Consider the following 26,930-nt stretch of genomic DNA (forward strand, 5'->3'; position numbering starts at 1 on the left):
GTCCTGGATGCGCCGATGAAGCACGCACACCTCATCGTTCCCCGTACCCTGGTCGCCGGCAGCGCGTCCGGCGAACTGCTGTACGCACCGACCGGCCTGAGCTTCTGGGGCGGCGTCGACCCGCGCAGCGCGGAAGTGATCGACCGCCACCACCCGCTCAGCGGCCGCCGTCTGCACGGCAGGCTGCTGGCGATTCCCGGCGGGCGCGGCTCCTGCACCGGCAGCAGCGTACTGCTGGAACTGATCCTCGGCGGATGCGCGCCGGCGGCGATCCTCCTGCGCGAACCGGACGAAATCCTCGCCCTCGGCGCCATCGTCGCCGAGGAACTGTTCGGCCGCTCGCTCCCCATCGCCTGTCTCGGCGAGCGCTTCGACGAACTCGCCGCCTATCCCTGGGCGCGCCTGACCGACGGTCGCCTGGAACTCCACCGCGATGCCCCGCCGCCGCTGGAGGCCCGGCCCGCCGAAGCGCTGGCGACCGATGCCGGCCCGCGACTGGACGCCTTCGACCAGGCCCTGCTCGCCGGCGAACACGGCGAAGCCGCGCGCCTGGCGATGCGCATCGTCCTGCGCATGGCGGCGTTGCAGGGCGCGCAACGGCTGGTCGAGATCCAGCGCGCGCACATCGACGCTTGCATCTACACCGGCCCGGCCGGCCTGCGCTTCGCCGAGACCCTGCGCGACCTCGGTGCCCGGGTGCGGGTACCGACCACCCTCAACGCCATCTCCGTGGACCAGCGCCGCTGGCGCGAACAGGGCGTACCCGCCGCCCTCGGCGAGCCAGCCGCGGCCCTGGCCCAGGCCTATCTCGACATGGGCGCGCAGCCCAGCTTCACCTGCGCGCCCTACCTGCTCGACGACAGCGCGCGGGCCGGCGAACAGATCGTCTGGGCCGAGTCCAACGCGGTGCTCTTCGCCAACAGCGTGCTCGGCGCACGCACCAACAAGTACGCCGACTTCATGGATATCTGCTGCGCCCTCACCGGTCGCGCGCCGCTGGCCGGCTGCCACCTCGACGAGCAGCGCCAGGCGCGGGTACTGATCGAAGTGGAAGACCTCGGCAGCGTCGACGATGCCTTCTACCCTACCCTCGGCTACCTCTGCGGCCTGCTCTGCGACGGACAGATCCCGGCGATCGACGGCCTGCGGCAGCGGCAGCCGGACCGCGACGCGCTCAAGGCCTTCGGCGCGGCGCTGGGCACCAGTTCCTCGGTGCCGATGTTCCACGTCATCGGCGTCACCCCGGAAGCCCCTGACCTGGCCAGCGCCTTCGGCGGCCGCGCGCCGCGGCGGACCCTGCGGGTCGGTCGCGAGCGCCTGCGCGACGCCTGGCGCGAGCTGGACAGCGCCGACGAGACGCGGATCGACCTGGTGGCGCTGGGCAACCCGCACTTCTCCGCCAGCGAATTCGCCCAGCTCGCCGCGCTCTGCCACGGCCGCCGCAGACACCCGGAGGTAGCGCTGGTGATCACCAGCAGCCGGCAGGTCGTCGCCCAGGCCGAAGCGGCCGGGTACCTGGCGACGCTGCAGGCGTTCGGCGCGCGGCTGGTCACCGACACCTGCTGGTGCATGCTCGACGAACCGCTGGTGCCGCCGGGCGCGCGCACCCTGATGACCAACTCCGCCAAGTATGCCCACTACGCCCCCGGACTGGTCAGCCGCCAGGTGCGCTTCGCCGGCCTCGCCGGCTGCGTCGAGGCCGCCGTCGGTGGACGGGCCCCCGCCGGGCTGCCCGCCTGGCTGAGCGAGGACTGCTGATGTTCGACTACACCTTCCACTGGCGCTCGGCGTTCAACGCCCTGCCGGAGATGCTCGCCGGCAGCCTGGTGACGCTCCAGGTCACCGCGCTGTCGATGCTCTTCGGCATCCTCATCGCCCTGCTCCTGGCCTTCGCCCGGCTCGGCGGCAACCGCCCGCTGCGCGCCGCCGCCGGAGCCTGGATCTCCATCGCGCGGAATACCCCGGCGCTATTCCAGATCTACATCCTCTACTTCGGCCTGGGCTCCTTCGGCCTGCACGTCAGTTCCTGGTTCGCCCTGCTCGCCGGGGTCACCTTCAACAACGCCGGCTACCTCGCCGAGACCTTCCGCGGCGGCCTCCAGGCGGTGCCCGAGACCCAGCTGCGGGCGGCCCGCTCGCTGGGCATGAGCGCGCCGCAGGCCTATCGCCTGGTGGTGATCCCGCAGCTGCTGCGGGTGGTGTTCTACCCGCTGACCAACCAGTTGGTCTGGGCCATGCTGATGACCTCCCTCGGCGTGGTGGTGGGCCTGACCAACGACCTCACCGGCGTCACCCAGGCGCTCAACGTCAAGACCTTCCGCACCTTCGAATACTTCGCCCTGGCCGCCGTCCTCTACTTCGCCATGGCCAAGCTGCTGGTGCTGGCCGCCCGCCTGCTGGGCTGGCGCCTGTTCCGTTACTGAGGGGAATGCCGTGTTCACCACCAGCCTCACCGCCAACGACCTGCTGTTCCTCCTGCAAGGCGCCTGGACCACCCTCGCCATCACCGCCATGGCGATGCTGATCGGCACCCTGCTGGGTGTCGTCTTCGGCCTGCTCCGCGCCCTGCTGCCACGCGCCAGCCTGCCACTGGCGGCGCTGCTCGACGTATTCCGCAGCGTGCCGCTGCTGATCCAGTTCGTCCTGCTCAATTCCTTCAAGAGCATCCTCGGCCTCGACTGGAGCGCCTTCGCCGTGGCCTGCCTGGTGCTCGGCGTGTACGCCGCCGCCTACTGCACCGAGGTGGTCCGCGGCGGCGTCCTCTCGGTGCCGCCGAGCGTGCGCCGGGCCGCGCGTTCGCTGGGCCTGAGCTACCGCCAGGACCTGTTCCACATCGTCCTGCCGATGGCCGCCCGGGTGGCCTTCCCCGGCTGGGTCAACCTGACCCTGTCGGTGATGAAGGACACCTCGCTGGTGCTCTGGATCGGCATCGTCGAACTGCTGCGCGCCTCGCAGACCATCGTCACGCGCATCCAGGAACCGCTCTTCGTGCTCTGCATCGCGGGGCTCGTCTATTACCTCATGAGCTGGGTGGTCGCGCGACTCGGCGCCCGGCTGGAACGGAGATGGCAGCAATGATCGAGATCAGCGGCGTGCACAAGGCCTACGGCCAGTTCGAGGTGGTCAAGGGCGTCGACCTGAGGGTGGACAAGGGCGAGGTGCTGTCGATCATCGGCGGCTCCGGTTCCGGCAAGTCGACCCTGCTGATGTGCATCAACGGCCTGGAGCCGATCCAGCGCGGCAGCATCCGCGTCGACGGCATCGACGTGCATGCCCGCGGCACCGACCTCAACCGCCTGCGGCGGAAGATCGGCATCGTCTTCCAGCAGTGGAACGCCTTCCCCCACCTGACCGTGCTGGAAAACGTCATGCTCGCGCCGCGCAAGGTGCTCGGCAAGAGCCGCGCCGAAGCCGAGGCGATGGCGCTGAAGCAACTCACCCACGTCGGTCTCGGCGACAAGCTCAAGGTCTTCCCCCAGCGCCTTTCCGGCGGCCAGCAACAGCGCATGGCGATCGCCCGGGCGCTGGCGATGTCGCCGGACTACATGCTGTTCGACGAAGCCACCTCGGCGCTCGACCCGCAGTTGGTCGGCGAGGTGCTGGACACCATGCGCCTGCTCGCCGAGGAAGGCATGACCATGGTCCTGGTCACCCACGAGATCCGCTTCGCCCGCGACGTGTCCGACCGGGTGGCGTTCTTCCGCAATGGCCTGGTCCACGAGATCGGCACCCCCGACCAGGTGATCGGCAACCCGCAGCGGCCGGAGACGGTGGAATTCCTCCGCTCGGTGCTCTGAGCCCGCCCCCGCACAGGAGATAGCCATGCGTTCGCAGCGGATCGTCCACATCGTCAGTTGCCATGCCGAAGGCGAGGTCGGCGACGTGATCGTCGGCGGCGTCGCCGCGCCGCCCGGCGCCACCCTCTGGGAACAGTCGCGCTGGATCGCCAGAGACCAGGACCTGCGCAACTTCGTCCTCAACGAACCGCGCGGCGGAGTGTTCCGCCACGCCAATCTGCTGGTGCCGGCCAAGGACCCGCGCGCGCAGATGGGCTGGATCATCATGGAGCCGGCCGACACCCCGCCGATGTCCGGTTCCAATTCGCTGTGCGTGGCCACCGTACTGCTCGACAGCGGCATCCTGCCGATGCGCGAACCGCTGACCCGGCTGCTGCTGGAAGCGCCGGGCGGGCTGATCGAGGCCCGCGCGGAATGCCGCGACGGCAAGGCCGAGCGGGTGGAAATCCGCAACGTGCCGTCGTTCGCCGACCGCCTCGACGCCTGGATCGAAGTCGAGGGCCTCGGCTCGCTACAGGTCGACACCGCCTACGGCGGCGACAGCTTCGTCATCGCCGACGCCCGGCGCCTGGGCTTCGCCCTGCGCGCCGACGAGGCCGCCGAGCTGGTCGCCACCGGCTTGAAGATCACCCACGCGGCCAACGAACAACTGGGCTTCCACCACCCGACCAACCCGGACTGGGACCATCTGTCCTTCTGCCAGCTGGCCGCGCCGCCGGAGCGCCGCGACGGTGTCCTCGGCGCGAGCAACGCGGTGGTCATCCGCCCCGGCAAGATCGACCGCTCGCCCTGCGGCACCGGCTGCTCGGCGCGGATGGCGGTGCTCCAGGCGAAAGGTCAGCTGCGGGTCGGCGAACGCTTCGTCGGGCGCTCCATCATCGGTTCGGAATTCTACTGCCACATCGAGTCGCTGACCGAACTCGGCGGCCGTCCGGCGATCCTCCCGTGCCTGTCCGGGCGCGCCTGGATCACCGGCATCCACCAGTACCTGCTCGACCCGGACGATCCCTGGCCGCAAGGCTATCGGCTGTCCGATACCTGGCCCGACGGCCACTGCTGACCACCCCGACCGACCGCAGGCAGCGGCCGGGCGGAAACCGATCCGGCGCGTACCGGATCGTCCACGACGGCGAACGCTGCCGTCGCCCTGTGACTCGGACCGCAGCGGTCCGATTGAATTCGTATACGAAATACGAAAAAAGGAGAAACCATGAGCAAGCACGTCAACTGGAGCGGCGTATTCCCCGCGGTCACCACCCAATTCAACGCCGATTTCTCGGTGAACCTGGAGGAAACCCACACGGTCATTTCCAACCTGGTGCGCGACGGCGTGTCCGGGCTGGTGGTATGCGGCAGCGTCGGCGAGAACACCTCGCTGACCATCGAGGAGAAGATGGCCGTCACCGAGGTCGCCAAGGATGCCTCCGGCGGCCGCGTGCCGGTGATCTGCGGGATCGCCGAGTTCACCAGCGCCGGCGCGGCGAAGGTGGCCAAGGCGGTGGAGCGGGTCGGCGTCGACGGCATCATGGTGATGCCGGCGCTGGTCTATTCCTCCAAGCCGCACGAGACCGCCGAGCATTTCCGCAGCGTGGCCAGCGGCACCGACCTGCCGGTGATGGTCTACAACAACCCGCCGATCTACCGGAACGACGTCACCCCGGACATCCTGGTTTCCCTGGCCGACTGCGAGAACATCGTCTGCTTCAAGGACAGCTCCGGCGACACCCGCCGCTTCATCGACGTACGCAACCAGGTGGGCGAGCGCTTCATCCTCTTCGCCGGCCTCGACGACGTGGTCCTGGAAAGCGTGGCGGTGGGCGCCCAGGGCTGGATCTCGGGAATGTCCAACGTATTCCCGAAGGAAGGCGAGACCATCTTCCGCCTGGCCAGGGCCGGGCGCTTCGCCGAGGCGATGCCGATCTACGAGTGGCTGATGCCGATCCTCCATCTCGACGCCCGTCCCGACCTGGTGCAGTGCATCAAGCTCTGCGAGGAACTCGCCGGTCGCGGCAGCGCCCTCACCCGTCCACCGCGCCTGGCCCTGCGCGGCGCCGATCGCGAGCACGTGGAGCGGATCATGGCCAAGGCCCTGGCCAGCCGGCCGGCGCTGCCGAACGTCGGCTTGTAGCCGGCGCCGCGCCCTCGCCGCCTCGCTCCCCAGGGAGCGGCCGGCGAGAGCCAGCGGCAGAGCATTCCGTCCACCGTCCCCAGGGAGGCCCCATGCCCAGTATCCTCGGTCACAACTACGTCGGCGGCGCTCGCAGCGCCGCCGGCAACCTCATCCTGCGCAGCCTCGACGCCGACAGCGGCGAAGCGCTGCCCTACGCCTTCGTCCAGGCCACCGAGGCGGAGGTCGACGCCGCCGCCCGCGCCGCCGAATGCGCCTATCCACGCTACCGGCAACTGTCCGCCGCGCGCCGCGCCGGATTCCTCGAGGCGATCGCCTCGCGCCTCGACGCCCTGGGCGACGACTTCGTCGCCCTGGTCCGTCGCGAGACCGCGCTGCCCGCTGCACGTATCGAGGGCGAACGAACACGTACCGCCAACCAGTTGCGGCTGTTCGCCGAAGTCCTGCGGCGTAGCGACTTCCACGGCGCGCGCATCGACCGTGGACAACCCGGGCGTACCCCGCCGCGTCCCGACCTGCGCCAGTGGCGAATCGGTCTCGGCCCGGTGGCGGTGTTCGGTGCCAGCAACTTCCCGCTGGCCTTTTCCACCGCCGGCGGCGACAGCGCCGCCGCCCTGGCCGCCGGCTGCCCGGTGGTGGTCAAGGCCCACGGCGGACACATGGCCACAGCCGAATGCGTGGCCGACGCGATCCTCCAGGCGGCGGCCGACAGCGGCATGCCGGCCGGGGTATTCAACATGGTCTACGGCAACGGCGTCGGCGAGGCGCTGGTGCGCCATCCGGCCATCCGCGCGGTCGGCTTCACCGGTTCGCTCAAGGGCGGGCGCGCACTGTGCGACCTGGCAGCGGCGCGGCCGCAGCCGATCCCGGTGTTCGCCGAGATGAGCAGCATCAATCCGCTGGTGGTGCTCCCCGAAGCCCTGCGCCGGCGCGGCCGCCAGGTGGCGGAGGAGCTGGCCGCCTCGGTGACGCTCGGCTGCGGCCAGTTCTGCACCAAGCCGGGCCTGGTGCTTGGCCTGCGCTCCCCCGGCTTCGACGCCTTCGTCGCGGCCCTGGGCGAGGCACTGGCCGCTAGGCCGGCACAGAGCATGCTCAACGCCGGCACCTTGCGCAGCTATGTCGAAGGACTGCAACGCCTGGAGCGCCACCCCGGCATCCGGCGCCTGGCCGGCGCGCCACAGGAAGGGCGGCAGGCCCATCCGCAGTTGTTCAAGGCCGACGTGGGCCTGTTGCTGGAAGGCGACGAACTGCTCCAGGATGAGGTGTTCGGCCCGGCCACCGTGGTCGTCGAGGCGGCCGACGAGGAACAGCTTGCCCGCGCGCTGGACAACCTGCACGGCCAGTTGACGGCGACCCTGATCGGCGAAGCGGAAGACCTCGCGGCGTTCGCCGGGCTGGTCCCGCTGCTCGAAGGCAAGGCCGGGCGCCTGCTATTCAACGGCTATCCGACCGGCGTCGAGGTGTGCGACGCCATAGTCCACGGCGGCCCCTACCCGGCCACCTCCGACGCTCGCGGCACCTCGGTGGGAACCCTGGCCATCGAACGCTTCCTGCGCCCGCTGTGCTACCAGGACTACCCCGACAGCCTGCTCCCGGACGCCCTGAAGAACGCCAACCCGCTGGGCCTGCTGCGCCTGGTCGATGGCCGGAGCACGCGCGAGGCCCTGGATTGAGCACGCCTGGAAGCCTGGATGGCGGATAACGCCGTTGGCGCTATCCGCCCTACGCAGTCGTCCTCGTTGCGCCACGCTGTCCGGTCGGCCCCTCGCCTTGCGCTCACTCCAGCAACGCCAGCAGCTCCCGGTGCAACGCCTCGGGAATCGTCACGCCGTCCCTGGCGCTGCGTTCGCGCGCTTCGAAGCGTCGCTGCGAGGGCAAGCGCGCGCCCTGTTCGACGATGCCTTCGAACAGCGTCTCGGCGCGCGCCAGGTGCTCCTCCGCCGAGGCGCCGAGCATGCGCCGCGGATCGATGGCGATCAGCAGTTCGCCACCGTAGGGAGAAGAACGGCTGCCCTCGTCGTAGGCCAGCGACTCGGCACTGGTCAGGTCGCCGATCAGCGGACCGGCGAGCAGTTCGACCATCGCCGCCAGGGCCGAGCCCTTGTGCCCGCCGAAAGTAAGCATGGCGCCTCGCAACGCGGCGCTGGCATCGGTGGTCGGCTCGCCCTGCTCGTCCACCCCCCAGCCCAGCGGGATCGGCTTGCCGGCGCGTTCGTGCAACTGGATCTCGCCACGCGCCACGGCGCTGGTGGCGAAGTCGAAGACGAACGGCGGGCCGTCCGGACGCGGCCAGCCAAAGGCGATCGGGTTGGTGCCGAAGATCGGCTTGCGTCCGCCCGCCGGCGCCACCCAGGCATGACTCGGCGTGGTCGCCAGGGCCACCAGGCCCGCCTCGGTGAGTGCCTCGACCTCAACCCATAGCGCGGAGAAATGCACACAGCGGTTCACCGCCATCGCCGCGATACCCTGGCTGCGGGCCTTCTCCAGCAGATGCGGCAGCCCCAGCCGGAATGCGCACTGGGAGAACCCGCCATGGGCGTCGACCCGCAGCAGGCCGGGAGCGATGTCGTGCAGTTCCGGCTCGGCGTCGGCGGATACCTTGCCGGCCTTCAGGGTGGCGATGCAGCCGAGCAACCGCCAGATACCGTGGGACGCGCATTCGTCACGCTCCCCCGCCACCAGGGTATCGGCCACCGCCTGTACATGGGCTTCGCTGAAAGCGTGCCGGCGCAGGATGCGCACGGCCAGCTCGCGGACCTCGTCCAGCGTCATTCGGATCACGGGCTTCTCCTTGTTCGACCAATCCCTAGGGTGGCCTGCCGCGACAGCCTTCTCTTGACCTCAATCGACCCGAAGCATGCCGAAAACGGCATAACCGGCTCGAGCACACCGGCAACTTACAGAAAATTCCTAGCAATCATGTAGGGCAATTCCAAATAGCCCCGCAGACCCTCAAGAAACCCCTCCGCCCCCCGCTACAGGCCCAAGCACCTTCCCACAGCCCGGTCGGAGACCACCCATGCTTCTTCGTCGTATCGCCATCACCCCACGCGCCGTCATCGGCTTCGCCATCCTCGCCTCGCTGCTGGTGGCGCTCGGCCTCTTCGCGCACAACCGCATGGGTTCGCTGAACCGCGCCGCCAAGGATATCGGCGAGGTCTGGCTGCCCAGCGTCGAAGCCTCGGCCCAGCTCAGCGGCCTGATGAGCGAACTGCGCCTCGGCGAGATGAACCACGTGCTGCTGCACGACGCCACGCGCATGCGCCAGCAGGAACAACGGATGGACGAGGTCATCGCTACCCTCGCCAGGGTGGAAAGGGAATACCGCCCCTTGCTGGTCCTGGACGAGGAGCGCGCGTTGCTCGACCAGTTCGTCCAGCACCAGCAGGAGTACCTCGAAGGACACGCCGCCCTGCTCGCGCTGTCCCGTGACAACCGTACCGACGAAGCCAGCGTGCTGATGGGCGGGGCCCAGTTGCAGCGCTACGAGCAGGTGCAGCGGACCCTGAAGCAACTCATCGCCCTCGACCGCGAGGCCGCCCGCGCCTCCACCGCCGAAGCCGCCGATGTCTACTCCCGGGCCTCCACCGCGATCCTCGCGGTGCTGCTGGTGGCCCTGGCGGCCAGCGTGACGATCGCCTGGCTGCTGACCCGCAGCATCGTCGTGCCGATCCGCCAGGCGGTGTCCTGCGCCGACCGCATCGCGGCCCGCGACCTGACCGGCGAGATCGCCAGCGACGGCGACGACGAGCCGGCGCAACTGATGAAGGCCATGCGCAGCATGCAGGCCAGCCTGCACGACACCATCGAGCAGATCGGCGATTCCGCCGCGCTGCTGGCCGCCGCTGCCGAGCAACTGAACGCGGTGACCGAGGAAGGCAACCGGTCGCTGGCCCGGCAGAACGATGAGATCGAGATGGCCGCCACCGCGGTCAACGAAATGAGCGCGGCGGTCGAGGAGGTCGCGCGCAACGCCAGCTCCACCGCCGAGGCCTCCAGTCTCTCGGAACGGGCCGCCGGCAACGGCCGCGCACGGGTCGGACAGACCGTCCGCTCGATCCGCCAGATGAACGCCGAGATCGGCCAGACTGCGCGCCTGGTGGAGGGCCTGGCCAGCCAGGCGCAGGACATCGGCAAGGTGCTCGACGTGATCCGCGCCATCGCCGAGCAGACCAACCTCCTCGCCCTCAATGCCGCCATCGAGGCCGCCCGCGCCGGCGAGCAGGGCCGCGGATTCGCGGTGGTCGCCGACGAGGTGCGCGCCCTCGCCCACCGCACCCAGCAATCGACCCATGAGATCGAAGGCATGATCGCCAGCGTCCGCGAGGGCACCGACACCGCGGTGTCCGCGATGCGCGAGAACGACCAGCGCGCCCGGCAGATGCTCGACGAGGCCGAGGCCGCCGACCATGCCCTGGGCGAGATCGCCGAGCACGCCACGCGGATCAACGAGCGCACCCTGGTGATCGCCAGCGCTGCCGAGGAGCAGGCCCACGTCGCCCGCGAGGTCGATCGCAACCTGGTGAACATCCGCGACGTTGCCGTGCAGACCACCCAGGGCGCCGAGCAGACCCGCGGCGCCAGCCACGAGCTGTCGCGCCTGGCCAACGACCTCAAGGGCATGATCGGTCGCTTCGTGGTCTGACCCGCAGGCGAGCTAGGGCGTCGCGCGGCGCAGCACCAACTGCCCGCCGTCGCCCTTCTGCACCCGGTAGTCGCCCTCGCCCTGGCGACCGAGGAGCATCAGGGTCAGGCCGCCGCGTTCGAGCAGCGCGATCCCGGCCGGGGTAGGCCTCCAGGCGCGCGGCTCGCTGGGCAGCCAGCGCGTCAGGCAGGCGGTATCGCCGCCCAGGTCGTAGCCACTGGCTTCCGCCACTTCGCTGTCGCGCAGCTCCAGGTGGCAGATCGCGGGCGCCTCGTCCTGCTGCAGGGTCCATTGCCCGGCGAGATCGGAAGCGCTGAGAAGAATCAGACTGCTGGCCATACTGATACCTGTGCTGAAAAAACCGCAGAGCAAGCAAACCATCCTGGAGAGCTTCGCGCTTGCCGACATCGAGAGATCTCCTTCAAGCCTGGAACATCGGAGAACGCGGCGAACGCCGCCCGCCATCCTCGCTTCGAACGCCAGCGCGCACCAGGCGCCGCGGGCCTCCGTTCGTCCGCCGGGCCGCCGGCCCACGGGCGCGCCACAGTTCACAACTTCGCTCCTGTGGAAGACACCTATCAATTCGAACAGTGCCCGGCCGGCCGAAGGGCCGCGGTTCGTACCGCCGCACCGAACCGCGCCCGCTTCAGCGCGTCAGACGACGATGTCGGCCTGGGTCGCCTGGCCGATCAGATTGATCGCGAAATCGGCATGGGCGTCCCCGCTGAAGTCGATCGCCAGGCTGCCGGCCTTGCTCGCCGCGTCGTAGGACAGGATCGCCTGGCCGGCCTGGCCGGCGAAGGCGTCGACGTATTGCAGCACCAGCCCGCCGTTGACGAAGGCGTCCAGCCCGGACAGGTCGATCTTGTCCTGGCCGCTGACGAAGTCGCGCAGGGTATCCGGCGCCGCCGCGGAGGACTCGGCGATATCGCCGTAGACGAAGGTGTCGGCTCCCGCGCCACCCCACAGCTGGTCCGCGCCGAGGCCGCCGTAGAGGATGTCGTTGCCGGCGCCGCCCTTGAGCACGTTGGCCACGTCGTTGCCGATCAACAGGTCGCTACCCGAGCCGCCGATGGCGTTTTCCACGGTGACCCCGGCAGCGATCGACACATTGCCCTTCAACCCGCCGACATCGGACAGCGCCTTCTCGTTGAGGTTGATCTTCTGGTTCTGGCTGAAGCCGGAGAAGTCCAGGGTGTCGTTGCCGCCGGCGTCCCACACCGAGAACACCAGCTTGGAACTGGACGAGGTGGCGCTGTAGAAGTCGCGCTCGGTGTTGGAGTTGAAGCCGTACACCGTGTCGCCGGTGCGGGTGGTCAGGTTGGCCCCATAGAGCTTCTGGATCGCCGCGATGTCGTCCAGCAGCGGTGCCGAGGAATAGGCGCCCTTGAAGTCCTGGCCGGTGTTCTGCTCTTCCCAGTAGCTCATCACCGAATAGGCGCGGGTGTCCTCGGCGTAGGTAGCGTCGGCGTAGGTGGGATCGCCCTCGCCGGCGTTGTAGTCGCCGGGGTGGCTCAGGCCCAGGGTATGGCCGATCTCGTGGGTCAGCGTCTGGCGTCCGTAGTTGCCGTTGGCCGGATTGACGTTGGCGCTGTAGCTGCTGTTGATCAGGTACCAGGATTGCCCCTTGAGCGCATCCGGTACATCCGGCAGGAAGGCGAACGCCGCACCGCCGACACTACTGCTGAAGTTGCCGAAGGTCAGGTCGCCCTGATCGCCCTGGCCGGCGTCGACGAAGTGGATATTGGTGACGTCCGCCCAGGATTGCAGCGACAACTTGGCCTGGGCCTGCTGCTGCGCGGAGAAGGCGCTGAACTTGCCCAGCGAGTAGATATCGCTGACATACTTCCACGGCGTATTGAAGAAGTCGTTCGGCTTGGTCAGGAACGAATAGGACAGGGTCAGCACCGAGTCGCCCGGCGCTTTCTGCCAAGACGCCTGTTCGCGGAGGATCTGCTCCGCCGCCTGGTCGACGGTATAGGACGGATGGCCATTGACCAATTCGTCCCCGCCCCGCGCATAGGCATGCAGGAAGTTGTCTACCTGGGTATACGCATCGCTACGACCTTTCAATGCAAGAGAATTGCTGGACATTGTCATATCCCTTTAAGTTGTAAAGGAAATAACTCGGATACAATTATCGGATGGATAATTGCAGTTATCGGCCAGATCAGGCCGAAGTCCAAACTGACACAGCTCATTTTCCAATGTCCACAGGTTTCATGAAAAAAATTAAGCTGCACTTAAAGCATATGCACGAACGAATTCCGCATATATGAAATCATGCAGGAAAGATAAACTACCGAAGACACTGGAATATTATATAAACCGTTTCACATAAATAGTGCCTTATTGGAAAAACAATTCCATGCGTATTGTTCGACCTCTGTCGACCCGCCCGGGACATCGACTTCACGCCAGGCGAACAATTGCCCGCACGTCCTTCGCGGTCTCAATTGAGCGCGCTCCGGTTTTCCTCCGTATCGGTCTTCGACAGGGTGTGCAGCGGCGCCGGGCAATCCGTCGTCGCGCAGTCGCGGCGGCGCGCCGGCGTCTCGCCGGAAACGAAGTTCGCCGCCACCAGTTCCAGGTCGGCTTCGTCCAGCACCCCGGCGTAGAAACGCAGGCGTGCCCAGGCCGTGAGGTAGTCGTACTTGGCCTTGGACAGCTCGTTCATCGCGCTGTACAGCGCCTGCTCGGCGTTCAGCAGGTCGAGGTTGACCCGCACCCCGGCGGCGATGCTCTTGCGCGTGGCCATCACCAGCGTCCGCGCCGAATCCACGGTCATCTCGTAGGCGCGGATCTTCGCCGCGCTGCTGCTGCTCTGGTTGTACATCTTGCGCACCTGGTTGAGGGTCTCGCGGACCTTGTCGTCCAGGTCGTAATGGCTCTTCTCCATGCGATGCGTGGCCTGGCGCGTCGCCGCCAGGGTCTCGCCGCCGGAGAACAGCGGAACGCTCAACTGGATGCCGACGCTGTCGGTCTCGTAGCGCTGGTTGTAGGTGTTCTCCGAACCGGACTTGGACTTGCCGGTGCTGGCGTACAGGCCCAGGCGCGGCAGGAAGTCGGCGCGGTTCTGCTCGACCTCGTAGCGGGCCACGTCCACCGCGTGGCGCAGCGAGGCCAGCTCGGGATTCTCGGCCAGCGCCAGGTCGCGCCAGGCGGTGTAGCTGGCGGGGCTCAGCGGGCGCACCTGGAAGCGTTCGCCGAGCGGCGCCAGGTCGGCGATCTCCAGCGGCGCCCCGACCAGTCGCTCCAGCTCGCGCAGGGCGGCATCCTGGCTGTCCCGCGCCTCGATTTCCTGGGCCTGGGCCAGGTTGAAGCGGGCCTGGGTCTCCAGGGTGTCGGTGCGGGTGCCGTTGCCGCGCTCGAACTGGCGCTGGTTGAGCTGGAACTGCTCGCGGTAGGAGCGTTTCTGCGCCCGCGCCAGTTCGATCTGGTCCTGGGCCAGCAGCGCGCCGGTATAGGCTTCCAGGACCCGGACCAGCAGTTCCTGGCTCTGGCTGCGGAAGCGCTCGTCGGACAGCAGCGCCTGGGCCACGCCCTTGCGGTAGCGGCTGAAGGCCTCGTAGTCGAACAACGGCTGTTGCAGGCTGAGGGTGGAGACGTAGCTGTCGTAGTCGCGGTCTTCCTTGAAATCGCCGCGGGTGGTGGCCTGGGTCACATCGGACCAACTGCGCCCACGGTTGTAGCTGTACACCAGGCGCGGCAGCAGCGCCGCGCGGCCGAGCGCACGGTATTGCCTGCCGGCCTCGTGCTCCTGGATCGCGGCCTGGAACTGCGGGTCGTTCTCCAGGGCCAGGTGATAGCCGTCCAGCAGGCCGAGGGCGAAGGCATCCTCGCGCAGCAGCAACAGGAAGGCGCCGAACAGCCAGGTCATCAGGCGGCGCATGGTCATCGGTCAGTTCTCCGCCAGCGCCACGTGGGCGCGGTCGAACAGGGGCTTGAACAGGTAGTTGAGCAGCGAGCGCTCGCCGGTGCGGACGAACACCTGCACCGCCATTCCCGGGCGGATCTGCAGGCCCTTCAGCTTGCCCATCGCGGCCGCGTCGACCTGGGCGCGCAGCGCGTAGTAGGGCTGCTTGTTCTGCTCGTCGAGCAGGCGGTCGGCGCTGACCATGGTCACCTCGCCGGTGACCCGCGGGGTCTTGCTCTGGTTGAAGGCGGTGAACAGCATCTCCACCGGCAACCCGCTGTGGATCCGGTCGACCAGGTTCACCGCGAGCTGGCCCTCCACTTCCAGGCTGTCGCTGTTGGGCACGATGTACATCAGCAATTCGCCGGGGCCGATCACCCCGCCATCGGTGAACACCTTCAAGCCGGCCACGTAGCCGCTGACCGGCGCGCGGATCTCGGCGTGCCGCAGTTCGTAGCGCGCCGAGGACAGCTCCTCCCAGAGTGTCCGCGCATTGACCTGGGTTTCCGCCAGTTGCCCGTTGACTTCCTTGCGGTACTCCTCCTCGCGTTGGGCGATGCGCATCTGCGCCTCGGCGATGCTCTGGCGGATCTGCCCGAAGCGACCGCTGCTCTCCGATAGCCGGGCGTTCACCTCGGCCAGTTGGCGCTCCTGTTCGAGCAACTGGTTGCGCGGCATGTAGCCTTCTTCGGCGAGGTCGCGCGCGCCGCTCAACTGGCTGTTCAACAGGCGTTGTTGCAGGCGCTGGTTGCCCTCGGTCTGGCGCAACCCTTCGAGCTGGGCGCGCAGCCCCTCGATGTTCGCCCGCAATGCGGAGAGTTCGTTGGCCAGCGCGGTCTGGCGGCTGCGCAGCAATTGCCGCTGCAACTCCAGGCGCTCGCCGAGGGTCGGCAGCGGGGCCTGCTCGGCCAGCCCCGCGGGCATCTCCAGGGTCCGCCGGCCGTCGTATTCGGCCTGCAGGCGCGCCTGGTTGAGCCGCGCGTTGGCGTACCGGTTGAGCAGCGAATCGACGTTGGCCCGGGCCTGGGTCGGTTCCATGCGGATCAGCGGCTCGCCCGCCTCCACATGCTGGCCGTCGCGCACCAGGATGTGCTTGACCACCCCGCCCAGCGGATGCTGCACCGACTTGCGCTGGCCGGAGATGATCACCGTGGCCGGCACCGCCACGCCCTGGTCGAGCGGCGCGAAGGCGGCCCAGAGCAGCGCACCGCCGAAGCCGAACAGGACCAGCAGCCAACCCAGTCGCGCATAGGCGTTCTCGTCGCGTTTCACCGTGCGGGTCATTCCACACCTCCCTGGCGCGGCGCGGCCACCACCTGCGGCGCGCCGTAGCCGGCCACCCGGTAGTCCGCGCGCTGCTGCGACGCCGACGCGGCGCGCTGGTTGTTCAAGGCGGCGAGCACCTGGTCACGCTCGCCGTACAGGTGCAACTGGCCGGCGTTCAGCGCCAGCAGGCGGTCGGCGCAACCCAGCACGCCGGCCCGGTGGGTGATCAGCAGCACCGTGCAGCCACGCGCCTTGAGCGCCTGGATCGCCGCCAGCAGCGCCTGCTCGCCGCTGTCGTCGAGGTTCGAGTTGGGTTCGTCGAGCACCACCAGGGTCGGCGCACCGTACAGCGCCCGGGCCAGGGCGATGCGCTGGCGCTGGCCGCCGGAAAGCCCGGCGCCGCCGACGCCGAGCACGGTGTCGTAGCCCTGCGGCAGGCGCAGGACCAGTTCGTGGACCCCGGCCAGGCGCGCCGCCTCCACCACCTTGTCGGCCTGCACCTCGCCGAAGCGGGCGATGTTTTCCGCCACCGTGCCGGCGAACAGTTCGATGTCCTGCGGCAGGTAGCCGATGCGCGGGCCGAGGGTCTCGCGCTCGTACTGGCGGATCTCGGCGCCGTCCAGGCGCACGCTGCCGTGCAGGGTCGGCCAGATGCCCAGCACTACCCGCGCCAGGCTCGACTTGCCGGAGCCGGACGGACCGATCACGCCGACCACCGAGCCGGCCGGGATCGCCAGGGTCAGGCCACGCAGGGTGCGCGCCTCGCTGCCGGGCGGCGCCGCGTCCAGCGATTCCAGCAGCAGGTGGCCACGCGGCTCGGGCAATTCCATGCGCCGCTCGCGGACGGGGAATTCGTCGAGCAGGCCGCTCAGCCGGCGATAGGCATCGCGCGCCGCGCCCCACTGCTTCCACACACCGATCAGTTGGTCGATGGGCCCCAGCGCACGGCCCATCAGGATCGAGCCGGCGATCATCATCCCCGGGGTGATGCGTCCCTCCACCGCCAGCCAGGCGCCGAGGCCGAGCACCAGGGATTGCAGGGCGATGCGCAGGTATTTGCTCAGCGCGTTGATCCGCGCCGCGCGCTCGCTGGCCAGGCTCTGCTGGTCGAGGAACGCCTGGTGCAGCCGTTCCCAGCGCCCGCGCATGCTGCCGAGCATGCCCATCGCCTCGATCACCTCGGCGTTGCGCAGGTTGTTGCTGGCCAGTTGGCCGGACTTGATCGACAACTCGCCGGCCTTGGCCAGCGGCACACGGGTGGCGCGTTCGTTGAACCAGGCGAGGGCCATCAGGGCCAGCGCGCCGACCAGCGAGAGCAGGCCGAGCCAGGGGTCGAAGAGGAAGATCACCAGCAGGTAGACCGGGAACCAGGGTGCGTCGAAGAAGGCGAACAGCGCCTGGCCGGTGAGGAACTGGCGCAGGGTGGTCAGGTCGTGCAGCGCCTGGCTGGCCTCCTGGCCGCCGGCGCGCAGGTTGCGTTCGAAGGCGGCGACGTAGATCCGCCCGTGCAACTGGCCGTCGAAGCGTTCGCTGACCCGCACCAGGACGAAGCTGCGCAGCGCCTCCAGCGCGCCCATGAAGACGAACACGCCGAGCGCCATCAGGGTCAGCATCAACAGGGTGACTTCGTTGGCCGAGGACAGCACGCGGTCGTACACCTGCAGCATGTACAGCGAGGGCACCAGCATCAGCAGGTTGATCACCCCGGAGAACGCCGCCACGCTGCGCAACGCGCCGCGGCTGGCCGCCAGGGCCTGTTTGATTTCGTTGGTAACGCTGGAACCGAGCCTTGCCATCGAGCGCGCTCACTTCTGCCACGACTGCCGCTGGAATCCCGAATGAGCCCGGATGGCACCTCCCTGTGCCGGGCGTTCCCTCGCCGTCAGGCGGCCAGGGCCTGATGCTCCGGCGCCGGGTCGGCGCCGATCAGCTGGATTGTCGGCGGCGCCGCTTCGCCGCCGTGGCCGAGCAGCGCCGCGAGCACCTTGCCGGCACCGTCCAGGGCGCTGTGCGCGGTATCCCCGGCGATCCCGGCGACGATCGACAGGTCATTGTCGAGGTCATGCACCAGCTCGATCTGGCCCTTCGGCCCGACCCCGGCGACATCGACACCGGCAATCGTTTGCGCATACAGCTTGCTGTCGAAGTGCAGGTCCAGCGTCGGCAGCGAGACACCGATGTCCTTGACCACCGGCACATAGCCGAGGATGCCGCCGACGATGGGCAGGTCCTTGAGGGTCACCTCGTTCCAGCTCAGCAGCTTGACCTCGTTGTAGCTACCCAGCTCCAGGGTGCCGCCGAGATTGGCCACGCCGAGGTTGTAGCTGGGTCCGGCGATACCGTAGAACTTGGCGCTGAAGCCTTCCTTGTCGACCGAGCCGACCACTCCCAGGCCGCCGAGGTTGAGCGGCGCCAGCACCGGCACCAGCGGCGCGGTGATCGGATTCAGCGCCAGGGCTGCGGTGACCAGCGGAGTCAGCGGCGTCTCGCCGCCGAAGGTCAGGCCTTGCTCGGTGAAGGAGACGTTGATCGGCAGCGGGCCGAGGATGCCGCGGCTATCGGGAATCACGCCCTGGTCGTGATTGCCGCCGAGCAGCGAGCCGATCACATTGACCCCGAGCAGGCCGTCGCTATTGCCGAGGCTTAGCGAGCCACCCTGGTAGGCGGCGTGATAGAGATCGTTGGCGGCCTTCAGGCTATCGCTGCCGAATTCCCAGGCATGGCCGACGGTGGCACCGACGCCCTGCCCCAGGTCACCGACCAGCTTCAGGTAATCCTCCGGCTCGACGCGCCCGTGCAACAAGTCGTCGGCGATCGCCAGCGAGTTGCCGGCCAGCCCGCCCAGCGTGCCGACCGCGGAGCCTACGGTGTCGAGGGCGTCGCCGGCGATCTCGCCGAGCGTGCCGGCCACCGCGCCGACCGTACCCTCCAGCGCCTGCTCCACGCTGGCAACGGCGTCATGCACCGATGTCAGCGCTTCGTGCACCTGCTGCTCCACGGCGTCGACGGTGGAGCCCACCAATGTCCTGGCCACGTCCGCCACCGCCGTGACGGCGGTGGCGGCCACCTGCGTCGCGCGCTCGTAGACCTGGCCGAACAGGTTCGCGGCTGCATTGAATAATCCCATCTTCTGTTCCTCGATTGAGTTGTCTCGGTTATCGCGTTTCCGGCGCAGGTCGCTGTTTACCGACCGAACCGGTCACGCGGTTAAGCGCAGTCAGTGAGTTCCGCGAGAAAACGGAACGCGGGTACCTGAAAGTTCATCAGGCCTGGCGACAACTTGTTTTTATTGGAAGACAGGAGCCCCCCGAGGGCGAAACCCATTTAATCCCGAGCAGCCCGCAACAGAGCGCTCTCCACCGCTTCGCCTGTTAAGTAGGACTAACATGGGAAAGGCGAATTTGTACCACCACTTAAATCAGTTCAATACTTTGGTTGGGCATACCGACCTGTCAGTTCTGCCAGGTGGATTTCCAAGCCCCTGATTCCTAAACGGATTATTGACGCTTTTAATTAATATCGAATGACGGACGGTCGCCCCGGCACGAACTCTGACGAAAATCAGAAATGAAGAAAGGGTTATATCCTTATGCACCAAAGTGCCGAGCCGCCCTCGCGGCGTGCCCAACTAGCGTGCAACTTCGGCAGCGCCCTCTTCGAAGAAGCGAATGACACTTTTGCGTGGCTCATAAGGAATACTCTTATTACGTGAAGCGCATCACAAAATATTGAATCGAACAGTCCAGGCGGATTGTTTTCTCCTGGTAAACGATGATTAACGGCGCGCTCCAAGGCCGGGTTATTTCCATGAATCGCTTCAGCCAACGCCTTGCCTGCCGATAGCCTCTGCCGTCACCCGTTCCCGCCCTTGCTCCCCGCCTTGCCTGCCCCTATCCTGCGCCCGTCACGGCCAAATCCGTGACCGGGTTTGACAGCCCGAAGAGACGGCGCGATGCGCCGAGCGGTGCATGCGAAAGCAGCGAATGCTTTTGCAGGCATCGGCTCGACCGCAGTTTTCCAACTGCGGGCCTTCATGGCGGATCGCGTGGGGAGACCCTCGTGGTCTGCCGGTTCCGTTTCCCGGTCTGTCAACCCTGCGCGATCCTGCCTCCATCGATTGACAGCGAAGGCGGCAGGTCATGTGACTCTCAGAAACGGAGCACCCAGCATGACGAAGGATGAAAAGGAAAAGACCCACGTCGACGCAATCATCGAACGCTACAAGGACCTGATGGTCGAGATTCCCCCCGCCGACCGGCAACCCGGTCTCTCCCTGCTCTGGCCGGTTCCCGCCCAGCCCGCCATCGACAAGGGCGTCCGCCAGGCCGAGAACTGGCTTGCCGACCAGATCGAAGGCCAGCTCTGGACCGCCTTCGCCTTCGGCCGCGACAGCCTGCCCACACCGATGCAGAAGACCGCCTTCGAAGTGGCCTTCCTGACGCGCCTGCAGCAGCGCCTGGTAGCCGCTCGACGTTCCGGTTGACCCGGCCATGGCGAATGACGCCGGTGGCGTCGTTCGCCCTATGGGGCTGCTCTATCCATGCCAAAGGGGAAATACAGGACAGCCAGGAATGTCGGCTTTTCAAGTGAACGGCTCGCCCCGTGCATATATCGCATCCTCGCTGCGCGAGCGTACTTCCACGGTTCATCCCCACGCATGTGGGGAACACATCGTCTCCAGCAGCACGCGGACGCGGTCCTTCGGTTCATCCCCACGCATGTGGGGAACACTCTACAAAGCCGAGCTGGCGTCTCTGCGGATGCGGTTCATCCCCACGCATGTGGGGAACACATGATGAAGCGGGTTCTCTACAAAGGGGTGTTCGGTTCATCCCCACGCATGTGGGGAACACTGAAGTTCCAGAGCGAATCTGGTTGTTCACGACGGTTCATCCCCACGCATGTGGGGAACACCGCGGGAAATCGATGTCTTCAAAGGCGGTCGGCCGGTTCATCCCCACGCATGTGGGGAACACTGGCGGCAGTCTTTTCGCTCCGGTGCGCGGATCGGTTCATCCCCACGCATGTGGGGAACACACGAGACTGACCGTCAGCGCGCTATAGCGATCCGGTTCATCCCCACGCATGTGGGGAACACTGCAAATCCTGGGCTGCCATCGAGCCAGAGGACGGTTCATCCCCACGCATGTGGGGAACACATGAATTGTACGAGGCCCTCATTGGGGCTGATCGGTTCATCCCCACGCATGTGGGGAACACTCCTCAAAGGCGGTCGGCTTGGGCTTCTGCGGCGGTTCATCCCCACGCATGTGGGGAACACTGTACCGCTTCACCTCACTCATGACCTACCTCCGGTTCATCCCCACGCATGTGGGGAACACCGCTCTCTCGCGCCGGGCCTGTGCCAAGTGAGCGGTTCATCCCCACGCATGTGGGGAACACACTTACCGTACAGAATTGTTTTTAAAGAAGAAAAAACACCTCGAAAAATCTACCGCCTCATCCTCTATTCCGTGGTCCGATCTAGAGGCTGGAATGCCACCAATTGCAGCCCGTCGAACAACACTGGATGTCGACGGTTAACGCCCAGGGTCTGGAACTCGTAGCCGGATTCGTTGGCGGCGGCCCAGGCCATTACCACGTTGCCCTCCTCGTAGCCCTCGCTCAGCTGCTGCCAGATCATTTCCCGGGTACGCCGCGATACATCGCCGATATAGACGCCCGCGCGGACTTCCAGCAGCCAGATTGCCAGACGTCCGCGCAAGCGCGGCGGGACGTTTTCCACCACTACGGCCAGGAAGCTCACCCTTGCGTCCTGTGCCCGAGGTCGCCGATTCCCTCCGGGTTGGGAATGGCTGGCGGCACCGACTCGGGCGGTGCGCTGGGAGGTTCGACGCCGCCGGCGGCCAGTACCTCTTCGATGGTGGGAATGATGCGGGTCAGCAGCTTGCTCGAACGGAAGATATCCCGGCAGGCGAGCCGCACGTCACGCTCGGGTTGCGACGGCGCCTTAGCGGCGATACGGAAGGCGACCGGCACCACTGTGTCGAATTTGAACAGGTCGGCGATGTCGTAAACGAACGACAGCGGTTTGCCAGTATGGATGAAGCCGACCGCCGGAGCATACCCCGCCGCCAGCACCGCAGCTTCGGTGATTCCATAGAGGCAACTGGTGGCCGCCGACAGGCAGCGATTCGGTACGTCGGCGGCATCCCACTTCCGCCGGTCGTAATTGCGCGCCCGCCAGTCCACTCCGAACTAGCGAGCCAGTAGCCGATAGGTCTCGCGCACCCGGGCGCCCTCGATGCCGCGCAATTGCTCGACACTACGCCGCGCGGGCGCCGGCTCGGCGAAACGCAGTTCGTACATCTTGCGTACCACCTTGAGCCGCAGCTCGTCGTCCAAGGCCAGACGGGCCTGGTACAGCAGACGATCAGCACGAGCGCCACCGGGCTGGCCACTGGCGTACAGACGCACGCCGGCCTCACCGACCCACACCAGCAAGGTGCCGACAGTCGAGGCCAGGTGTACGGCGGCATGGGACACCCGGGTACCGGGTTCGAGCATGATGCAGGCAACCGAGCCCACCGGAATGTGCATACGCACGCCGGTCTGGTCGATGACAACGAAGGCGCCGTCCCGCACGTCGATCTGCCCGTACTGGACGAACACCATGGACAGCCGGTCCTTCATCGGCAAGGGTTTGAGGGGCGGTAGCATCAGCTACGCGCCAGGCTCAGCAGGCCACAGCCGAAAGCCTTGGCAGGGCCTATCCCAGCGACCAGAGCCTGACCAAAGGCATCCGGGCGACTGATCCGCAAGCGCCCCTCGAACGCGGCGCGCAAGACGCTGATGCGTGTCTGCCCCTTGCGGCTGCCAAGCACTTCGCTGAAGGTTACGAGGGCCGCCTCGACCACGAAACCGTGCCGCTCGCCCTGGCGTGCCAGCCAAGCCAGTTGCTGCTCCTCGCCCACCAGCCCATAGCGCTTGCCCTGGCGTGTCACCGTCGGATTGGCGAACAATCTGAAACGGTAGGAGATATCGCTTTCCAGCCACTGTCGCAAAGCCAGAGATTTGCTCTGCGGCTCCCCCAGCAGGTAGCCAGGGAGCGCCTGCAGCACCGACCAGTTACCCTCGCTGGCCGCCTGGACCAGCAAGGTCGGAGTGGACCAGGCATTCCCCGAGGCCTCCAGACGCCAGAGGAAGCGCGATGCCGGAGCCTGCTCGTCGGCGAAAACCCGCGACAAAGTACGGTGCATCTCATAGGCGTCGCCTAGGTCGCGGCGCGCCTGAGCGCTGCGAGGATCAAGGGTCAGTCTGGTCAGGTACATCCGCGACTCCCGAGCGTACGAAGCGTGGGCCGAAACGGCGTTCGGCAAAGGGGGCGATGGGCTGATCGAGGCGTACCACCCCGCTGCGCTCATCCTCGATCAGGCAACGCAAGGGCTTGCCGCGGTCGCCCGGTTGCGCCTCGGCCAGGCGTGGCCAGGCCTGCAACGCCTGTTCCAGTGCCAGGGAAGAAAGGCCCTCGGGCAACCACACCGGGCTCCCAGGAACGAAACTCTTGCGGCCCAGGCACAGCGGCCAGAACGGTGCACGCAAGGCTTGCTGGATTCGCTCCAGCAGGGCCTGGTCGCGCCCTTCGAGCCCGACCAGAAAGACCGCGTCGGCCAGGTAATGCCGCGGGCTGACCACTGTCCGCCGCGGATCGGCCTTGCCACTGGCGACCAGCACACCGGTGGCCGTCTGGTAGTCGCGCAACGGAATGCCCTCTCGGTCGACGCGCACCCCCATCCGCAGGCTGGCCAGATCCTCCAGCGGCTCGCTGCGATCACGTCCCAGGGCGGCGCAGACCAGGCCAAGCACTCCCGACTTCGACGGTTCCAGCTGAGTGTCGCGCTCGTCAAAACGGCTGGTGGTGCCCCATGACTGCATCGGCCCTTGCAGGCGCATCAGCAAGGTAGCCATCTCAGCCTCCCAGACGGCTGGAAACCTGGCTGCGCAGCCAATCGGCGAGTTGCTGCAGGTTGCCGGCCGGCTCGCCACGCTCCTTCGGCCAGGCACCGCTGATGTCCAGATAGGCCCAGCGGTCGCGGCTGTCGCCGTAGACCGCAGCGAGCTGCTGGTCATGGCGGGCCAGCTCGGCGATGGACTGTTCGCTGAGGGAGATATCGGCACGCGCGACGACCGGCTTCTCGAAGGCATTGGCCAGGTTCAGTGGCCCCGCATGGCGCAGGCAAACACCGACGAACGCCGGCAGGTTGTGCGCCGCGAATGTGTTCTGCTTGCCCGACGGGATCGCCCGCACCATGGCCTGGGTGAACGCTTCCAGCGCCGACAGCACCAGCTCGCCGTCGTTCTGCAGGTTGCCGAGCAACTTGCGCAGGTCGACCACTGCGTAGCGATACAGCGTGGCGGAATTGAACTCCACCTGGCCGATCATGCCGGCGCCGCTTTCGTCCGGGCCACCGCGATCGTCGACGGCGGTGAAGTAATCGAACTCGCGCTCGACACGATGGGTACTGATCGCATGGGCCACCTGGCAGGCCGCGTCCTGATTGACTTCGGGCAGATCGGCGAGCATCCGCCCGAACAGCGCCACGTCAACGGCCTTGCCACCGTCGAGCAGGGCCCTGGCCTGCTTGATCACTTCCGTCGGCACGTTCGCCTTGGCTTCCTTCTTGCCCTTTTTCTCGCCAGCCGGCGCGGCGCTGCCCAGTTCATCCCAGCGCTGCTCGATCAGCGCGGCGAAACCGGCAATCTCCGCTTCGCCGAGAAACAGCAGGTATTCGGTCTTGCCATCGTCCTTGAGCTTGAGCCCCGCGGCCGCCAGCGCCGTCTCGATCTTGCCCTCGGCCTCGGCGGGATCGCGTCCGGCAAGCCGCTCCAGCAGCAATGCCTTGAGCTTCTTGGTGCGCACGCCGCGATGTTCGGGCGCGACCAACTCCTGCTCGTGGGCAGTCAGGCGGATCGCGCGCTTGAAGCACTGGCTGCTGACGCGAGCCCGACGGTGACCGCCAAAGATGGCATCCTTGGGCGCTCCGGTATCGTCACGGTTGAGGTTGGACGGAGCGAAGTTCTGGATCAGATGGAACTCGATGAACAAATTCATGCTGGTCTCTCAATCCTTGTGAAGGGAGGTGTCGGTTGTATTGGCCAGCGCCGCGTAGAAATCCCTGGCCCAGCGCTGGCGAATGGCGTCGCCGCGCGCAACAGGCAGGTAAGGGTCGAGCCAATGGGCAAGGTCGTTGAGCAAGGCGCCATAGTCGAAGGCGAGCTTGTCCGCCGCCAACAGGCTCACGGCCTGGCGCAGATACACCGGCAGGTTTTCCGCATCGGCAGCCAGCAAGGCGATGAAACGCTTTTCGATGCTGGCGCTGTTGCGCGCTTTCATCAGTTCGCCGAAGCGCATCGCCAGGCTCGCCCGCCCCTGTCCGGGATGGCTGGCGAACAATCCGGCGGTCAGATACAGCGCCAGGCGCCAGGCATCCTGCGCATGCCTCTCGGCACCGACGAAGCGTTCCACATAGGGATAGGCCGGCACATAGGCACCCGGCGCGAAGCCCAGGCTGCGCCGTAGAACGGCCAGCGCACCGCGATCATTCTGCAAGCGCTGCAGATGGCCGATGAAAGGATGTTCGGCAGCACTCATGCACGCTGCTCCTCTGCAAGTGGAGTGGAAGAGGTAGGTTCGCTACGGTAACGACGCAGCAACGCCAGGTAGCGCGGCCGGACCTTGGCCTCCGCACGCAACGCTGCGACCGACAGGCCCAGGCCTTCCCGCACGCCCTGCCAGGCGACCTCGAGGGCTGCCAGCAGGCGGCTTCGCCAGAACGCCTCGGCTTCGTCCAGCATCTCCAAGCTATCGCCGCCGATGAGGGCCATGAGCGAGGGCAACGAGCGCTCCAGCAAGGCGAAATAGGTGGCCGCAGCCGGACCGTTGTCAAACGACGTACGAGCCCTCGCCCAGGTGTCCTTGCTGGCAGGATCGGGCAACGCCCCGGCGAGCATTGCCACGGCGATCTTGCGCAGTTCGCCGTACAGGTCTTCCGATTCCCGGATACAACGGCGCAGTTCGTTGGCACAGCCCTCCGAGTCGAGCAGGGCCGCAGGCAGGACAACGGTCTCGGAGCGCCAGCGCAACAGTTTGGCCTGGTCGCTGGCCAATCCGGCGACCAGCAGCATCGAGGACGGCGCATCGGCGCCGATGCTGCGCAGGTTGGAAGCCCAGTCGAGAACGGCAGCCCGTTTCGAGCCAGCCGCCGCGCTGTCCGGCAGCAAGCTCGGCAGGTCGCGCCAGAACACCCGCCCTTCACCGAAGCTCAGCCGGACCATGCTGTTGTTGGCGCCGGGGCGGTAGCTGGCCATGGGGTCCGGCGCCTGGACATCGTCGGCCAGCGCCTGGCCGGCGGCGAAACGAATCCAGCGGACGCAGCCCTCTTCCTCCGGCAGCAACAACACTGCTCGCGACTGCCGGGTGTAGCGATCGTTAGGCCCGCTGGCAAGAATGGGGTCGGCGGCCAGTTGCGGAATCGTCAAGGCTTCCCGCTCCCAGGCAGGCAAATCGAAGGCTGCTTCGCCCGAGGCCGGGTGCAAGGCCAGGCACAGGGTTTTCGCCAGACTGTCCGCCAGGGGCACCACCGCCGCCGTATTGGCCAGTGCGCCGGCTTTGTCCGAATCGCGAACAGTCTTGACCAACCCGCCCGGAGTGAACTGTAGGAAGCCCAGCAAGGCGCACAACGCCCGGTCCGCACTCACCGCGGAAGGCGCCAGGTCATAGGAATGGTCGAACACGACAGGGGTATTGCCGTTGGCGCTGGCCAGGGAAATCTGGGCCCAGGGCTTCTGTTTGTCGCAGGTTTCCGCGGCGCTAGCCAAGGCCGCGACTTGCATGAACGGATACTGTGGATGGAACAGCCAGAAACGCTCTCGCCAACGCTCCAGGTAGCGTTCCACGACGTCAATGGACAACCCCTCGCGGAACCAACGCAGCCTGCCACTATCCTTCCACGCGCCGTACTCCAGCAAAAGCGCCCGGTGGGTAATGGCCAGCAGCAGGCGGTACTGTGCAATCAGACTCGGCGGCTCGGTTTCCGCCAGGGCGCTGATACGCTCGGCCTCGCGGAACACCTCCAGCAGCCCCATCTCGCGGACCTCGCCGTTCGCCAGGCGGACCGGCAGCCAGGGGGTGTCCAGCAGGTTGTAGTGTTCAGTCAT

General features: G+C 67.1%; 24 protein-coding genes and 1 CRISPR repeat array. Of the genes, 9 read left to right on the forward strand and 15 right to left on the reverse strand.

Annotated elements, in window-relative coordinates:
• Positions 1-15 precede the first annotated feature (15 nt).
• The 7 genes from M6E97_RS16670 to M6E97_RS16700 all read left to right on the forward strand — a co-directional run bounded on the left by M6E97_RS16670 (position 16) and on the right by M6E97_RS16700 (position 7,598).
• Complete coding sequence (locus M6E97_RS16670; RefSeq protein WP_034005193.1) at positions 16-1,758, forward strand: aconitase X; 1,743 nt, start codon at positions 16-18, stop codon at positions 1,756-1,758.
• A complete protein-coding gene (locus M6E97_RS16675; protein ID WP_003086750.1) occupies positions 1,758-2,423 on the forward strand; it encodes an amino acid ABC transporter permease in 666 nt (221 codons plus the stop codon). Before M6E97_RS16670 ends, M6E97_RS16675 begins: the two co-directional genes overlap by 1 nt.
• Before the next feature lie 10 nt (positions 2,424-2,433).
• Positions 2,434-3,078: an amino acid ABC transporter permease gene (locus M6E97_RS16680; protein ID WP_003082557.1), complete on the forward strand. Its 645-nt coding sequence runs from the start codon at positions 2,434-2,436 to the stop codon at positions 3,076-3,078.
• Positions 3,075-3,797, forward strand: a complete 723-nt coding sequence (locus M6E97_RS16685) for an amino acid ABC transporter ATP-binding protein (protein ID WP_003086746.1) — start codon at positions 3,075-3,077, stop codon at positions 3,795-3,797. Before M6E97_RS16680 ends, M6E97_RS16685 begins: the two co-directional genes overlap by 4 nt.
• A 25-nt stretch (positions 3,798-3,822) precedes the next feature.
• Positions 3,823-4,857 carry a trans-3-hydroxy-L-proline dehydratase gene (locus M6E97_RS16690; protein WP_003140430.1) on the forward strand — a complete coding sequence of 345 codons (1,035 nt, stop codon included), beginning with the start codon at positions 3,823-3,825 and terminating at the stop codon, positions 4,855-4,857.
• A gap of 150 nt (positions 4,858-5,007) precedes the next feature.
• Positions 5,008-5,925: a dihydrodipicolinate synthase family protein gene (locus tag M6E97_RS16695; RefSeq protein ID WP_033938935.1), complete on the forward strand. Its 918-nt coding sequence runs from the start codon at positions 5,008-5,010 to the stop codon at positions 5,923-5,925.
• A gap of 92 nt (positions 5,926-6,017) precedes the next feature.
• Entirely contained in the window at positions 6,018-7,598 is a 1,581-nt protein-coding gene (locus tag M6E97_RS16700; RefSeq protein ID WP_033938933.1) for an aldehyde dehydrogenase (NADP(+)), read from the forward strand.
• 103 nt (positions 7,599-7,701) lie between these two features.
• Here M6E97_RS16700 and lhpD read toward each other — a convergent pair whose 3' ends face one another.
• Entirely contained in the window at positions 7,702-8,706 is a 1,005-nt protein-coding gene (gene lhpD, locus M6E97_RS16705) for a bifunctional delta(1)-pyrroline-2-carboxylate/delta(1)-piperideine-2-carboxylate reductase (RefSeq protein WP_003082545.1), read from the reverse strand.
• Between the two features lie 238 nt (positions 8,707-8,944).
• Between lhpD and M6E97_RS16710 the strand changes: the two genes are divergently transcribed.
• Positions 8,945-10,570: a methyl-accepting chemotaxis protein gene (locus M6E97_RS16710; RefSeq protein ID WP_023126362.1), complete on the forward strand. Its 1,626-nt coding sequence runs from the start codon at positions 8,945-8,947 to the stop codon at positions 10,568-10,570.
• A 12-nt stretch (positions 10,571-10,582) separates the two neighbouring features.
• Here M6E97_RS16710 and aprI read toward each other — a convergent pair whose 3' ends face one another.
• The 6 genes from aprI to aprX all read right to left on the reverse strand — a co-directional run bounded on the left by aprI (position 10,583) and on the right by aprX (position 18,879).
• The gene (gene aprI / locus M6E97_RS16715) at positions 10,583-10,978 is read right to left on the reverse strand and encodes an alkaline proteinase inhibitor AprI (RefSeq protein ID WP_003082543.1); all 396 of its coding nucleotides are present in this window, start codon (positions 10,976-10,978) and stop codon (positions 10,583-10,585) included.
• A gap of 246 nt (positions 10,979-11,224) precedes the next feature.
• Positions 11,225-12,664, reverse strand: a complete 1,440-nt coding sequence (aprA, locus tag M6E97_RS16720; protein ID WP_003086731.1) for a serralysin family metalloprotease AprA — start codon at positions 12,662-12,664, stop codon at positions 11,225-11,227.
• Positions 12,665-13,022: 358 nt separating this feature from the next.
• Positions 13,023-14,468 (reverse strand): alkaline protease secretion protein AprF, encoded by a 1,446-nt coding sequence (gene aprF, locus M6E97_RS16725; RefSeq protein ID WP_003086727.1) that lies wholly within the window; start codon positions 14,466-14,468, stop codon positions 13,023-13,025.
• A 3-nt stretch (positions 14,469-14,471) separates the two neighbouring features.
• The gene (gene aprE / locus M6E97_RS16730) at positions 14,472-15,770 is read right to left on the reverse strand and encodes an alkaline protease secretion protein AprE (protein ID WP_023092078.1); all 1,299 of its coding nucleotides are present in this window, start codon (positions 15,768-15,770) and stop codon (positions 14,472-14,474) included.
• A complete protein-coding gene (gene aprD, locus M6E97_RS16735; RefSeq protein WP_034005192.1) occupies positions 15,767-17,548 on the reverse strand; it encodes an alkaline protease secretion ATP-binding protein AprD in 1,782 nt (593 codons plus the stop codon). Before aprD ends, aprE begins: the two co-directional genes overlap by 4 nt.
• 86 nt (positions 17,549-17,634) lie before the next feature.
• Complete coding sequence (gene aprX / locus M6E97_RS16740; protein WP_003082538.1) at positions 17,635-18,879, reverse strand: type I secretion system-dependent protein AprX; 1,245 nt, start codon at positions 18,877-18,879, stop codon at positions 17,635-17,637.
• A 1,041-nt stretch (positions 18,880-19,920) separates the two neighbouring features.
• Between aprX and M6E97_RS16745 the strand changes: the two genes are divergently transcribed.
• Positions 19,921-20,235, forward strand: a complete 315-nt coding sequence (locus tag M6E97_RS16745; RefSeq protein WP_003086723.1) for a LasR-specific antiactivator QslA — start codon at positions 19,921-19,923, stop codon at positions 20,233-20,235.
• A 158-nt stretch (positions 20,236-20,393) separates the two neighbouring features.
• A CRISPR array of direct repeats spans positions 20,394-21,155; the repeat unit is 29 nt; unit sequence CGGTTCATCCCCACGCATGTGGGGAACAC.
• A 64-nt stretch (positions 21,156-21,219) separates the two neighbouring features.
• On the opposite strand, the gene cas2e is transcribed toward M6E97_RS16745, so the two are convergent.
• The 8 genes from cas2e to casA are packed head-to-tail and all read right to left on the reverse strand — an operon-like array spanning position 21,220 to position 26,930.
• Entirely contained in the window at positions 21,220-21,519 is a 300-nt protein-coding gene (gene cas2e, locus M6E97_RS16750; RefSeq protein WP_003159837.1) for a type I-E CRISPR-associated endoribonuclease Cas2e, read from the reverse strand.
• The gene (gene cas1, locus M6E97_RS16755) at positions 21,516-21,965 is read right to left on the reverse strand and encodes a CRISPR-associated endonuclease Cas1 (protein ID WP_224429304.1); all 450 of its coding nucleotides are present in this window, start codon (positions 21,963-21,965) and stop codon (positions 21,516-21,518) included. Before cas1 (M6E97_RS16755) ends, cas2e begins: the two co-directional genes overlap by 4 nt.
• A 6-nt stretch (positions 21,966-21,971) precedes the next feature.
• Positions 21,972-22,433 (reverse strand): CRISPR-associated endonuclease Cas1, encoded by a 462-nt coding sequence (gene cas1, locus M6E97_RS16760; RefSeq protein ID WP_224429305.1) that lies wholly within the window; start codon positions 22,431-22,433, stop codon positions 21,972-21,974.
• Positions 22,433-23,044 carry a type I-E CRISPR-associated protein Cas6/Cse3/CasE gene (cas6e, locus tag M6E97_RS16765; RefSeq protein WP_004348749.1) on the reverse strand — a complete coding sequence of 204 codons (612 nt, stop codon included), beginning with the start codon at positions 23,042-23,044 and terminating at the stop codon, positions 22,433-22,435. Before cas6e ends, cas1 (M6E97_RS16760) begins: the two co-directional genes overlap by 1 nt.
• Positions 23,019-23,681, reverse strand: coding sequence for a type I-E CRISPR-associated protein Cas5/CasD (gene cas5e, locus M6E97_RS16770; RefSeq protein ID WP_004348746.1), 663 nt, complete (start codon positions 23,679-23,681; stop codon positions 23,019-23,021). The genes cas6e and cas5e overlap by 26 nt, the downstream gene beginning before the upstream one ends.
• A gap of 1 nt (position 23,682) precedes the next feature.
• Entirely contained in the window at positions 23,683-24,825 is a 1,143-nt protein-coding gene (gene cas7e, locus M6E97_RS16775) for a type I-E CRISPR-associated protein Cas7/Cse4/CasC (RefSeq protein ID WP_023127960.1), read from the reverse strand.
• Positions 24,826-24,834: 9 nt separating this feature from the next.
• Entirely contained in the window at positions 24,835-25,365 is a 531-nt protein-coding gene (casB, locus tag M6E97_RS16780; protein ID WP_034005191.1) for a type I-E CRISPR-associated protein Cse2/CasB, read from the reverse strand.
• Positions 25,362-26,930, reverse strand: a complete 1,569-nt coding sequence (gene casA / locus M6E97_RS16785) for a type I-E CRISPR-associated protein Cse1/CasA (RefSeq protein WP_034005189.1) — start codon at positions 26,928-26,930, stop codon at positions 25,362-25,364. Before casA ends, casB begins: the two co-directional genes overlap by 4 nt.

The organism is Pseudomonas sp. B111, assembly GCF_026428275.1.
Taxonomy (GTDB): domain Bacteria; phylum Pseudomonadota; class Gammaproteobacteria; order Pseudomonadales; family Pseudomonadaceae; genus Pseudomonas; species Pseudomonas aeruginosa.